This window comes from Methylobacterium marchantiae, assembly GCF_042679825.1.
GTDB lineage: Bacteria > Pseudomonadota > Alphaproteobacteria > Rhizobiales > Beijerinckiaceae > Methylobacterium > Methylobacterium marchantiae.
In genome coordinates, this window is sequence record NZ_JBHTND010000015.1 from 52,689 (window position 1) to 65,017 (window position 12,329).

7 protein-coding genes are annotated in these 12,329 nt (G+C 66.3%); 3 read left to right on the forward strand and 4 right to left on the reverse strand.

Annotation, left to right across the window (positions count from 1 at the left end; genetic code table 11):
• Positions 1 to 333: 333 nt before the first annotated feature.
• Positions 334 to 1,200 (reverse strand): UTP--glucose-1-phosphate uridylyltransferase GalU, encoded by an 867-nt coding sequence (gene galU / locus ACFQ4G_RS12420; RefSeq protein ID WP_238202734.1) that lies wholly within the window; start codon positions 1,198 to 1,200, stop codon positions 334 to 336.
• A 187-nt stretch (positions 1,201 to 1,387) separates the two neighbouring features.
• Here galU and galE point away from each other — a divergent pair, with 187 nt between their 5' ends.
• The 3 genes from galE to ACFQ4G_RS12435 all read left to right on the forward strand — a co-directional run bounded on the left by galE (position 1,388) and on the right by ACFQ4G_RS12435 (position 5,114).
• Positions 1,388 to 2,380 (forward strand): UDP-glucose 4-epimerase GalE, encoded by a 993-nt coding sequence (galE, locus tag ACFQ4G_RS12425; protein ID WP_238202744.1) that lies wholly within the window; start codon positions 1,388 to 1,390, stop codon positions 2,378 to 2,380.
• Between the two features lie 32 nt (positions 2,381 to 2,412).
• Positions 2,413 to 3,618, forward strand: a complete 1,206-nt coding sequence (locus ACFQ4G_RS12430) for a lytic murein transglycosylase (RefSeq protein WP_379040324.1) — start codon at positions 2,413 to 2,415, stop codon at positions 3,616 to 3,618.
• A 116-nt stretch (positions 3,619 to 3,734) separates the two neighbouring features.
• Positions 3,735 to 5,114 carry an SGNH/GDSL hydrolase family protein gene (locus tag ACFQ4G_RS12435; protein ID WP_379040298.1) on the forward strand — a complete coding sequence of 460 codons (1,380 nt, stop codon included), beginning with the start codon at positions 3,735 to 3,737 and terminating at the stop codon, positions 5,112 to 5,114.
• A gap of 85 nt (positions 5,115 to 5,199) precedes the next feature.
• On the opposite strand, the gene ACFQ4G_RS12440 is transcribed toward ACFQ4G_RS12435, so the two are convergent.
• The 3 genes from ACFQ4G_RS12440 to gltB all read right to left on the reverse strand — a co-directional run bounded on the left by ACFQ4G_RS12440 (position 5,200) and on the right by gltB (position 12,060).
• The gene (locus ACFQ4G_RS12440; RefSeq protein ID WP_238202746.1) at positions 5,200 to 6,633 is read right to left on the reverse strand and encodes a glutamate synthase subunit beta; all 1,434 of its coding nucleotides are present in this window, start codon (positions 6,631 to 6,633) and stop codon (positions 5,200 to 5,202) included.
• 104 nt (positions 6,634 to 6,737) lie between these two features.
• Positions 6,738 to 7,340, reverse strand: coding sequence for a glutathione S-transferase family protein (locus tag ACFQ4G_RS12445; RefSeq protein WP_238202748.1), 603 nt, complete (start codon positions 7,338 to 7,340; stop codon positions 6,738 to 6,740).
• Between the two features lie 7 nt (positions 7,341 to 7,347).
• Entirely contained in the window at positions 7,348 to 12,060 is a 4,713-nt protein-coding gene (gene gltB, locus ACFQ4G_RS12450; protein ID WP_238202750.1) for a glutamate synthase large subunit, read from the reverse strand.
• Positions 12,061 to 12,329 lie beyond the last annotated feature (269 nt).

The window sequence follows — 12,329 nt, forward strand, 5'->3', positions numbered from 1 at the left end:
GGAGGAGCGCGTCGCTGCGCGACATCCCGGACGATGGCCGCTCGTCTCGAGCACGTCGAACACCCGAGAAAATGGAACGCCCCAAAAATCGAGTGCTCAAGAAAAAAGGCCGCTCCGAAGAGCGGCCCGAAGTCTAGGGAGGAAACGCCCAAGAAGGGCTGCCAGACCGCGACGCCATCGCGATCTCGCAATGCACAAAGTAAAGTGCGACGCACAAAACGCAAGGGTATTTCGTCGCCGAAAGGCCGCGCGCCGTGCATACCTAGCCCGCGCCTTGTGCACCGAACTGCGCAGCTTGCAGCTCTCCGAACTCGTCCCTCCCGTTTCAGGCCCTCATGCTTCGTTGAGCAGGCGGGCGATCTCGGCCTTCAGCGGCTCGGCGAGGTCCTTGCGCTGGAGCGCGTAGGCGATGTTGGCGGTCAGGAAACCGAGCTTGGAGCCGGTATCGTAGGTCCGGCCCTCGTAATGCATGCCGAAGAAGGATTGCTTCTCGGCGAGCTTGATCATCGCATCGGTGAGCTGAATCTCGCCGCCGGCACCCTTCTCGCCCTGTTCGAGGATCGAGAAGATCTCCGGCTGGAGGATGTAGCGTCCGGAAATGATGAAGTTCGACGGCGCGGTGCCCTGTTTGGGCTTCTCGATCATGCCGTCGATCTCGAAGGTCTGGCCGTAGGTCTCGCCGACGCCGACGATCCCGTACTGGTGCGTCTCCTCCGGCTTCACCTCCTCCACGGCGATGACGTTGCCGCCATGGCGCTCATAGGCCGACAGCATCTGCTGCATGCAGCCTTTGCTGAGCATGTCGGGGAGCAGCACCGCGAAGGGCTCGTCGCCGACGATCTCGCGCGCGCACCAGACCGCATGACCGAGGCCGAGGGGCGCCTGCTGGCGGGTGAAGCTCGTCTGGCCGGCGGCCGGCAGATCGCGCTTGAGCTCTTCGTAGATCGCCTCCTTGCCGCGCTCCTGAAGCATGCGGTCGAGTTCGAAGGCGATATCGAAATGGTCTTCGATCACGGCCTTGCCGCGGCCGGTCACGAAGATGAAATGCTCGATGCCGGCTTCGCGGGCCTCGTCCACCACATGCTGGACGACGGGCCTGTCGACCACGGTCAGCATTTCCTTCGGTACGGCTTTGGTCGCCGGAAGGAAACGGGTACCCAGGCCCGCAACGGGCAGGACGGCTTTACGAATCGGTTTCATCAAGCGGGACCCGGTCTCTTAAATATGGTGGGAACAACCCGGAGGCATGACACGATAGCACGTTGCCGTGATCGATGGAGCAGGAAGGAGACCGTATCCACGGTCGACGCTGCGCTACGTGAAGTATCATTCCACAAGTGGTTTTCGGTGTATCCTGTTGCGGGATCACCAGAATGAAGGTTGGATAATGACGGTTCTGGTCACGGGCGGCGCAGGATATATCGGCAGCCACATGGTGCTGGCCCTTCTGGATGCCGGCCACGAAGGCATCGTCGTCCTCGACGACCTGTCCACTGGGTTCGATTGGGCGCTTCCGCCCGAGGTCACCCTGGTCATCGGCGACGTGGCGGATCAGGCCCTGGTGAAGAGGATCATTGCCGAGCACGAGATCGACGCCCTTGCGCATTTCGCCGCCAAGATCGTCGTGCCGGATTCGGTCGCGGACCCCCTCGGCTACTACCTCTCGAACACGGTCAAGACCCGGGCGCTGATCGAAGCTGCCGTCGAGGCGGGCGTGAAGCACGTCATCTTCTCCTCCACCGCCGCCGTCTACGGCGAGCCGGACGTCGTCCCGGTTCCGGAAGATCTCGTCACCTCGCCGATCAATCCCTACGGCCGTTCGAAACTGATGAGCGAGTGGATGATCGCCGATGCCGCCAAGGCGCATGGCTTCAGCTACGTCATCCTTCGTTACTTCAACGTCGCCGGAGCCGATCCGCGTGGGCGCAGCGGCCAATCGGCGCCCAATGCGACCCATCTCATCAAGGTGGCGACGCAGGCGGCTCTGGGCCGGCGCAGCCATCTCGACGTGTACGGCACGGATTACCCGACCCGAGACGGCTCGTGCCTGCGCGACTACATCCAGGTCTCGGATCTCGCAGAGGCCCATCGTGTGGCGCTCGCGCATCTGCGCTCGGGCGGCGACAGCCTGACGCTCAATTGCGGATACGGTCGCGGTTATTCGGTCCTCGAGGTGATCGAGGTGGTCAAGCGCGTATCCGGCCGGGACTTCGAGGTCCGGTTGTCGCCACGCAGGGCCGGCGACCCGGCGCAGATCGTGGCCAAGGCCGACCGCATCCGCGACAAGCTGGGGTGGCGGCCGCAACACGACGACCTCGACGAGATCGTCGCCCAGGCCTTCGCCTGGGAAGAAGCGCTGGCTCGGCGCAACCGCACGTGAAGCGCCACTGCATCGCCATCGTCATCGGCATCCTGCTCGGAACCCAGACCAGGGCGCAGGAGGCGGGGCGCCCTCCCGCGCCGGCAAAAGCGGGCACAGCGGTGACGCAAGACGGGGCGGCGAACCCGTCGTTTCGCGGCTTCATCGACGCGCTTCGGCCCGATGCGGACGCGCGCGGGATCAGTCCCGCGACGTTCGAGGCGGCCTTTCGCGGCATTTCCGCCCCCGATGCCAGCGTTCTGGCCAGGACCAAGGCACAAGGCGAGTTCGGGCGACCCGTCTGGGACTATCTCGTCGGCGCCGTGTCGCCCGGGCGGATCGCCCGCGGACGCTCCCAGGCGGCACGTCTGTCGAACACCCTGGCGGCGATCGAGGCCCGCACCGGCGTTCCCCGATGGATCATTCTCGCTTTCTGGGGCGTCGAATCGGATTTCGGGGCCAGCGGCGGTACCGTGCCGACCATCCGCGCCTTGGCGACCCTGGCCCAGGCGCGCTTTCGCGGTACCCTGTTCCGCGACGAGTTGCTCGACGCGCTGACCATCCTCCAGCGTGGCGACATCGCGCCGGAGGCGATGAAGGGCTCGTGGGCGGGAGCCATGGGTCAGACCCAGTTCCTGCCGTCGACCTTCCTCAAACACGCCGTCGATTTCGACGGGGACGGCCACCGCGACATCTGGCGCTCGGAGGCCGACGCCCTGGCCTCCATCGCCGGCTATCTCCAATCGCTCGGCTGGAACCCTGGGCTGTCCTGGGGCTATGCCGTCACGCTCCCCGCCGGCTTCGACCTGACCCGATACCGGGCCGATCTGTCCGATTTCGCCCATCGCGGAATCCGCAGGATCGACGGAGAGGCTCTGCCGGCATCGGGTCAGGCCAGCCTGTTCCTGCCGGGCGGCGCCGGCGGCCCGGTCTTCCTGATCACCGACAATTTCGAGGTGATCCGGGCCTACAACACCTCCGATTCCTACGCCCTCGCGGTGGGCCACCTCGCCGATCGCCTCGCGGGCGGCCCAGCCCTGGCGGCTCCCTGGCCCAGTGGCACGGCCCGCCTCGACAAGGCCGGGTTACAGGCCCTGCAGAAGGGTCTGGCAACGCGAAACCTCTATGCCGGCGATGCCGACGGCCGGGCCGGACCGAAGCTGCGGGAGGCGGTGCGCCAGTACCAGATCAAGGAAGGCCTCGTCGCGGACGGCTACGCCACGCCCGCGCTTCTGGAACACCTGAACGCGCGCCCTTAGACGCCGCTCGGATCGTCGTCTAGGATGCTGGCCATTCCCGTCTTTTCGTCGATCACCCGACAGGTCGCAGCGTGACATCAAGGACCGCCAAGGACGTATCGTCGGCTCGGAGGGCCGTGAGCCTCGCAGGCGCGGCGTTGCTGCGTGCCTGCTTTCTCGGCGTGTTCGCGACGCCCTTGCTCTTCGCATCGGCTCCGCCGAGCTCGGCGCAGTGGGGCGATTCCTACGACACGCCGCGCAACGACCCCTATTATTCGCCGCGCCGCCGCTCTCGCGACGAGGGCGATTACGGCGGCCGGCAGGCCAACAGGCGCTACGCCCCTCCCCCCCAGGAAGCACCCCGTCAGTTCTACTGGCCGTGGGAGGATCGGCCGCAGCAGGCCCAGCCGAACCCGACGCCCGCGCCGACGGCCCGGCCGGCACGTCCCCGCGCGCCGACGATCGGGGAGAGTCAGCGCTCCTATACGAGGAAGCCTCGTCCGGCTCCGGCGGTCGCCCAGCCGAAACCGGTGCAGCCGAAGACGGAACCGTCGATCCGCATCGCGGTCTTCGGCGACTCGCTGGCGAGCTATCTCAGCCGCGGCCTCGACGACGTGTTCGAGGAGAATGCCGACGTGGCGATCCTCGATCGGTCGAAGGCCGATAGTGGTCTCGTGCGGAAGGACGTGGTCGACTGGGCGAAGGCCGCCGAGGATTTTCTGAAGACCGGGCCGAAAGTCTCCTACGCCGTGGTGATGCTCGGCGCCAACGATCGCCAGCCGATCCGGGAAGGCTCGGAAAGCGTGGACCCGGGAACGGAGCGCTGGCGCGAACTCTATCGCGAGCGCGTCGATGCCCTGGCGAAGGTCTTCGCCATCCAGAAGATCCCGCTCATCTGGGTGGGAGCCCCGCCGATGCGCAGCGAGTCGTTGACGAAGGATATCGCGACGATCAACGACCTGATCCGCGACCGCGTCGCGAAGGCGGGCGGCACCTACGTGGACATCTGGCCGGGCTTCGTCGACGACCGGAACCGCTTCGTCGTGTCCGGTCCCGATCTGGAAGGCCAGGAAGCCAAGCTGCGGACATCGGACGGCGTCCATTTCACCAAGTCCGGCGCGCGCAAGGTCGCGCATTTCGCCGATGTGGAACTGAAACGGCTGATGGGCTCGACTCCGGCCGAGGCCCCGGCAGCCGCTTCCGTGGCCACGGTTCCGGGGCCGCTCCTCGACGGCGAGACGGCAAAGCTCGACGACAACGCGGCGATCGACCGCCAGATCACGGCGATGCTGCCGAGCTTGCCCGAACCGCCCGGTATCCCGGCATTACCGGTGAAGCCCGCGGCCGGCCCGATCATTCCCCTGGGCCGCGCCGAAGTGACCCCCGGCGGCATGCTGATCAGCGGCAGGCCGCGGGACGGCGACGCGTCGGGCAATGTGGAGCGCGTGCTTCAGCGTGGTTCGGCGCCCGTGCCGCAACCGGGCCGGGCCGACGATTTCAAATGGCCGCCGAGCTGAACACGCCCCGACGCGGCATCGTCGGGAGCGAAATGTAACGGGACGGGGCCGGATCGTCTTCGGCTCCGTCGCCGAGTGAAGGGTCTCAGCGCGGCAGGACGCTCGATCCCATCAGGGCTTCGTCGATGGACCGCGCCGCCTGACGGCCTTCGCGAATGGCCCAGACCACGAGCGACTGGCCGCGACGCATGTCGCCGGCGGCGTAGATTTTCTCGTTCGATGTCCGGTAGTCGAGTTCGTTGGCGGTGACGTTGCCGCGCTTGTCCATGGCGACACCGGATTCTTCCAGCAGGCCCTTGCGGAGCGAGCCGGCGAAACCGATCGCCAAGAAGACGAGATCGGCCGGCAGGGTGAACTCGCCGCCGGGGACCGGCTGACGCTTCTCGTCGACGCGCGTGCAGACGACGCCGGTGAGCTTGCCCTTCTTGTTGCCCTCCAGCCGCAGGGTGGCGGCCTGGAACTCGCGCTCCGCGCCCTCGGCCTGGCTCGACGACGTCCGCATCTTGGTCGGCCAGTACGGCCAGACCGACAGCTTGTCCTCGCGCTCGGGCGGACGCGGGCGGATGTCGAGCTGCGTCACCGACAGGGCGCCCTGACGGAAGGAGGTGCCGACGCAATCCGACGCCGTATCGCCGCCGCCGATCACCACGACGTTCTTGGCGGTGGCGAGGATCGGCAATTCGCCGTTGCCCGGCATCGGTTCGGCGCCGACCCGGCGGTTCGACTGGACGAGGAAGGGCATCGCGTAATGCACGCCCGACAGTTCCTGGCCGGGAAGCTGCGGGTTGCGCGGATCTTCCGCGCCGCCGGCGAACAGCACCGCATCGAACTCCGCGGTGAGTTCGTCCAGCGGTTTCGTCACGCCGACATTGACGCCGTAATGGAAGGTGACGCCTTCCGCTTCCATCTGCTTCACGCGCCGGTCGATATGGCGCTTCTCCATCTTGAAGTCGGGAATGCCGTAGCGCAGGAGACCACCGGCCTTCGGCTCGCGCTCGAAGACGTGGACGTCATGGCCGACGCGGGCGAGTTGCTGCGCCGCCGCCATACCGGCCGGTCCGGAGCCGATCACGGCGACCTTCTTGCCGGTGCGGGTCGACGGAATCTCCGGCTTGACCCAGCCGTTGTTCCAGGCGCGATCGGCGATCGCCTGCTCGATCGTCTTGATCGCGACGGGCTGGTTCTCGAGGTTAAGGGTGCAGGCCTCCTCACACGGCGCCGGGCAGATACGGCCGGTGAATTCCGGGAAGTTGTTGGTGGAGTGGAGGTTGCGTGCCGCCTCCTCCCAATCGGACTGGAAGACGAGCTCGTTCCAGTCCGGGATCTGGTTGTGGACCGGGCAGCCGGTGTCGCCGTGACAGAACGGAATGCCGCAATCCATGCAGCGCGCCGCCTGCTTCTTCAGGTCGTGCTCGTCGAGGGGCAGCGTGAACTCGCGGAAGTGCCGCACGCGGTCCGCGGCGAGCTGATACTTCTGCTCCTGCCGATCGAATTCGAGGAAACCCGTGACCTTGCCCATCGTGACCGTCTTTCGCGAGCCTGTCTGATCCGTGGGGCGGAGGAGGACCGGCCCGGTCCACCTGCGCCCGTTATCTCTGTCGTGTCGCCCGGCGCGATCGCCGGCTAGCGCGGTGTCGGCGTCCGGTCGCCTCGACCGAACGCATCGGTGCAACGGGTGAGCCAAGCCCGGATGGCCGGCCTCGGCGAGAGGTCGAATCCGCCCTCGTCAGCCCATTGCGTATAGGCGAAGAGCGACACGTCGGCGACGCTCAGCCCCTCTCCGACCAGCCACTCGGTCCCGCCGAGATGGCGCTCCATCAAGTCCAAGGCCGCCTCGCCGCGTGCCACCCGGGCCGGATCGCGCGCGTCCTTCGGCTTGCCGAGGTAGCGCATCTCGAACCGGCAGACCGCAATGGCCGGCTCGTGGCTGTACTGCTCCCAGAACAGCCACTCGTCCATCTTTGCCGCGAGGAACGCCTCCTCGGGGATCAGCACACTCTCGCGGGCGAGATAGCGAATGATCGCGTTCGACTGGGTCAGACACCGACCGTCCTCGAACTCGACCGCGGGCACCTGACCCGCGGGAAAGCGCGAGAGATAGTCCGGCGTCCGGCTCTCGCCCTTCAGGATGTCGACCGGCATCCAATCATAGGCGAGGCCGAGGTAATCGGCGACGATCTTCACCTTGAGGCAATTGCCCGAGACGAGGTCGCCGTAGATCCGCATGCCGCTGCTACTCCGCCGCCACCGGCATCCGCGCCATCTCCATTTCGCGCAGGGCCCGGCGGTACTCCACCGGCATCACCTTCACGAACTTGGTGCGGTAGCCGGCCCAGTCTTCGAGGATCGCCTTGCCGCGCGGAGACCCTGTGTACTTCACGTGGTTCGTGATGAGCTGGCTCAGCCGCTCCTCGTCGTGGCCGGACATGTTGGCCAGGATGTCGACGCGCCCCTTGGTCTCGAGGTCGCCGTCCTGGTGGAAGCGGCGCATGACGTCGTCTTCCTCCTCGACGGGCTCCAGATCGACCATGGAGAGGTTGCAGCGGGCGGCGAAGGAACCGTCGGCGTCGAGGACGTAGGCGATACCGCCCGACATGCCGGCCGCGAAGTTGCGCCCGGTCTCGCCGATAGACACCACCACGCCGCCGGTCATGTACTCGCAGCCATGGTCGCCCATGCCTTCGACGACCGTGATGGCGCCGGAATTGCGCACGGCGAACCGCTCGCCGGCCGAGCCGCGGATGTAGCACTCGCCCGCGATCGCCCCGTACAGGACCGTGTTACCGGCCATGATCGTCCGGCCCGCCGGCGACTTCAGAGCATCGCTCGGACGGATGATCAGCTTTCCGCCCGACAACCCCTTGCCGACATAGTCGTTGGCATGGCCCGTCAGGACCACGGTGACGCCGGCCGCCAGCCATGCCCCGAAGCTCTGGCCGGCGGTGCCCGAGAGGTTCACCGTGATGGTGTCGTCGGGCAGGCCCTCGTGGCCATAGCGCTTGGCCACGACGCCCGAGAGCATCGCACCCGCCGTGCGGTCGGAATTCCTGATGACGTCGTTCAAGACCACCGGCTCGGCGGTCTCGATGGCCGATGCCGCGCCCTCGATCAGGCGCCGGTCGAGAACCTTGTCGATCGGATGCTTCTGCTTCTCCGTATGACGGATGGCCACGTCGGGACCGACATCGGGCCGGTGGAACAGCTTCGAGAAATCGAGCCCCCGCGCCTTCCAGTGATTGATGACCTCCAGGGTGTCGAGGAAGTCGGAGCGGCCGATGAGATCCTCGAGCTTGGTGAAGCCCATCGTCGCCATCAGTTCGCGCAACTCTTCCGCCACGAAGAAGAAGTAATTGACCACGTGCTCCGGCGTGCCCTTGAAGCGCTTGCGCAGGACGGGATCCTGCGTCGCCACGCCCACCGGGCAGGTGTTGAGGTGGCACTTGCGCATCATGATGCAGCCGGCCGCGATGAGCGGCGCGGTGGAGAAGCCGAACTGGTCGGCGCCGAGGAGCGCCGCCACGAGAACGTCGCGGCCGGTGCGGATGCCGCCATCGGCCTGGAGCACGACGCGACCGCGCAGGTGGCTCAGTACGAGGGTCTGCTGGGTCTCGGCGAGACCCGTCTCCCAGGGCCCGCCCGCATGCTTGATAGACGTCAGCGGCGCGGCACCGGTGCCGCCGTCGAAGCCGGAGATCGTGATGTGGTCGGCGCGCGCCTTGGCGACGCCGGTGGCGACGGTGCCGACACCGACCTCGGAGACGAGCTTCACCGAGACGTCGGCGGCCGGGTTCACGTTCTTCAGGTCGAAGATCAGCTGAGCCAGATCCTCGATCGAGTAGATGTCGTGATGCGGCGGCGGCGAGATCAGGCCGACGCCCGGGGTGGCGTAGCGGACCTTGGCGATCTTGGCATCGACCTTGTGACCGGGCAGCTGGCCGCCCTCGCCGGGCTTGGCGCCCTGCGAGACCTTGATCTGCATCATGTCGGCATTGACGAGATATTCCGTCGTCACGCCGAAGCGACCGGACGCCACCTGCTTGATCGCCGAACGGCGCGAGCGCCCGTCGGCCATCGGCTTGAACCGCTCGACCTCCTCGCCGCCCTCGCCGGAATTGGAGCGGCCGCCGAACGAGTTCACCGCGATGGCCAGGGTCTCGTGCGCCTCCTTGGAGATGGAGCCGTAGGACATCGCGCCCGTGGCGAAGCGCTTGACGATCTCCACCGCCGGCTCGACCTCGGAAATGTTGACGGGTGCCCTGCCGAGTTCGGCTGCCTGCTTGATGCGGAACAGGCCGCGGATGGTCTTGAGGTGGTTCTCCTGCTCGTTCACCAGCCGGGCGAACTCGCGGTAACGATCGGGCAGGCCGAGACGTACCGCGTGCTGGAGTGTCGCCACCGAATCCGGCGTCCAGGTATGGCTCTCGCCGCGCAGGCGATAGGCATACTCGCCGCCGACATCGAGAGCGTGGCGATAGACCGGCGCGTCGCCGAACGCATCGGCGTGACGACGGGCGGTCTCTTCCGCGACCTCGGCCATGCCGATGCCTTCGATCGTCGTCTTGGTGCCGAAGAAGTCGCGGGCGACGAAGGACGAGTTCAGGCCGATGGCGTCGAAGATCTGCGCGCCGCAATAGGACTGGTAGGTCGAGATGCCCATCTTGGACATGACCTTGAGCAGACCCTTATCGATCGACTTGATGTAGCGGTAGACGATCTCGTCGTCGGTGAGATCCGGCGGGAACTCGTCCTTCATCGCGATCACCGTCTCGAAGGCGAGATAGGGATTGATCGCCTCGGCACCGTAGCCGGCCAGACAGGCGAAGTGATGCACTTCGCGCGGCTCGCCGGATTCGACCACGAGACCGACCGAGGTACGAAGCCCCTTGCGGATCAGGTAGTTGTGCACCGCCGCCGTGGCCAGCAGGGCCGGGATCGCGATGCGGTCCGGGCCGACGCCGCGGTCGGTGAGGATGATGATGTTGTAGCCGCCGCGCACCGCCGCCTCGGCCCTGTCGCAGAGACGATCGACCGCGCCTTCCATGGCGACGGCACCGGCCTCGGCCGGGAAGGTCATGTCGAGGGTCTTGGTATCGAAGCGGTCCTCGAAATGGGAGATCGAGCGGATCTTCTCCAGATCGCCATTGGTCAGGATCGGCTGACGGACCTCGAGGCGCTTCTTGCGCGAGGCACCCTCCATGTCGAGGATGTTCGGCCGCGGACCGATGAACGAGACGAGGCTCATCACGGCCTCCTCGCGGATCGGATCGATCGCCGGGTTGGTGACCTGAGCGAAGTTCTGCTTGAAATAGGTGTAGAGCGGCTTCGGCTTGTCGGAGAGGGCCGAGAGCGGCGTGTCGGTTCCCATGGAGCCGACCGCCTCCTGGCCGGTGACGGCCATGGGCGCCATCAGCAGCTTGAGATCCTCCTGGCTGTAGCCGAAGGCCTGCTGGCGATCGAGCAGCGACACGTCGGAACGCGAGGCGCGCGGGATGACGGGCTTCAGGTCCTCCAACACGATCTGGGTGTTCTTGACCCATTGTGCGTAGGGATTGGCCGCGGCGAGCTCGCTCTTGATCTCCTCGTCGGAGATGATGCGACCCTTGCGGAGATCGATCAGCAGCATGCGGCCCGGCTGAAGGCGCCAGGATTCGATGATCCTCTCGTCCGGGATCGGCAGGACGCCCATCTCGGAGGCGAGCACGACGAGGCCGTCATCGGTGACGATGTAGCGGGCGGGACGCAGGCCGTTGCGGTCGAGGGTCGCGCCGATCTGGAGGCCGTCGGTGAAGCAGACGGCAGCGGGGCCGTCCCAGGGTTCCATCAGTGCGGCGTGATACTCGTAAAACGCCTTGCGTTCCTCGTTCATGAGCGGATTGCCGGCCCAGGCTTCGGGGATCAGCATCATCATGGCATGGGCCAGCGAGTAGCCGCCCTGGACCAGGAATTCGAGGGCGTTGTCGAAACACGCCGTATCGGACTGACCCTCGTAGGAGATCGGCCAGAGCTTCGAGATGTCGTTGCCGAAGAGATCCGAATCGACGCTGGCCTGGCGCGCGGCCATCCAGTTCACGTTGCCGCGCAGGGTGTTGATCTCACCGTTATGGGCGACCATCCGGTAGGGATGCGACAGCTGCCAAGTCGGGAAGGTATTGGTGGCGAAGCGTTGGTGCACGAGGGCAAGGCCGGAGACGTAGCGCTCGTCCTGCAGGTCCTTGAAGTAATGGCCGAGCTGCGTGACCAGCACCATGCCCTTGTAGACGATGGTCCGGGTCGAGACGGAGACCGGATAATAGGCCTTCACGCGCGGGTCGTTGAGGCCGTAGACCTTGTTCGAGATGACCTTGCGGGCGATGAACAGGCGGCGCTCGAACACGTCCTCATCGGTGATCGCGGCCGGGCGGCCGATGAAGACCTGCTTGTGGTGCGGCTCGGTCTCCTTGACACGCTCGCCGAGGTCGCTCGGATCGACCGGCACGTCGCGCCAGCCAAGGAAGGGCAGGCCTTCGTCGTGCAGCGACTTCTCGACGATCTCCTCGACGATGCGGCGGCCTTCCGGGTCCTTGGGCAGGAAAAACTGTCCGACGCCGTAATGGCCCGGCTCCGGCAGCGTGATGCCGAGACCTTCGCACTCCTCCTTCAGCAGGAAATGCGGGATGTGGGTGAGGATGCCGCAGCCGTCGCCCATCTTCGGATCGGCGCCGACGGCACCGCGATGGTCGATGTTCTCGAGAATGAGCAGACCCTGGGCGACGATGGCATGAGTCCGCCGGTCGTGCATGTCCGCCACGAAGCCGACACCGCAGGCATCGCCCTCGCGGGCGGGATCGTAGAGACCCTGCTTGTGCGGAAGGGCCTGATCGCGGACGACGATCGGAGCGACACCGTCCCGGGTGGCCGGGATCGGGTTCCGGACGGTCTCGACAACCTCAGATGCGGCCATGCTCATAACCCCTCAGCCTCGTTCGTCCGTGCCCGCATGCGAGCATGTTTCGTGCCCGAATGCCATCCGGCACTCAGGCTCACCCCTCGACGCGGTCGGATTCGAGCAGGTCTTCGGTGAGGAAGCGCCCGCTATCCGCGGGCTCGTCGCCGGCTTGACGTCAAGCCGTACGGGCCCGGATCGCCGCAATGGCGACCGGCTTCGAATCTCGTTTTTTCGTGAGATTCAACACCCGATCGAGACCTTCCACGTTCCTCGAAAGCACCGTGTCCTCG

Excerpts from the sequence above, each read along its gene's own strand:
- galU (WP_238202734.1), bottom strand. The coding sequence starts at position 1,200 with ATGAAACCGATTCGTAAAGCCGTCCTGCCCGTTGCGGGCCTGGGTACC.
- galE (WP_238202744.1), top strand. The coding sequence starts at position 1,388 with ATGACGGTTCTGGTCACGGGCGGCGCAGGATATATCGGCAGCCACATG.
- ACFQ4G_RS12445 (WP_238202748.1), bottom strand. The coding sequence starts at position 7,340 with ATGCGGATCTACGGCGACCTCGTCTCGGGCAATTGCCTCAAGGTGAAG.
- ACFQ4G_RS12440 (WP_238202746.1), bottom strand. The coding sequence starts at position 6,633 with ATGGGCAAGGTCACGGGTTTCCTCGAATTCGATCGGCAGGAGCAGAAG.
- gltB (WP_238202750.1), bottom strand. The coding sequence starts at position 12,060 with ATGAGCATGGCCGCATCTGAGGTTGTCGAGACCGTCCGGAACCCGATC.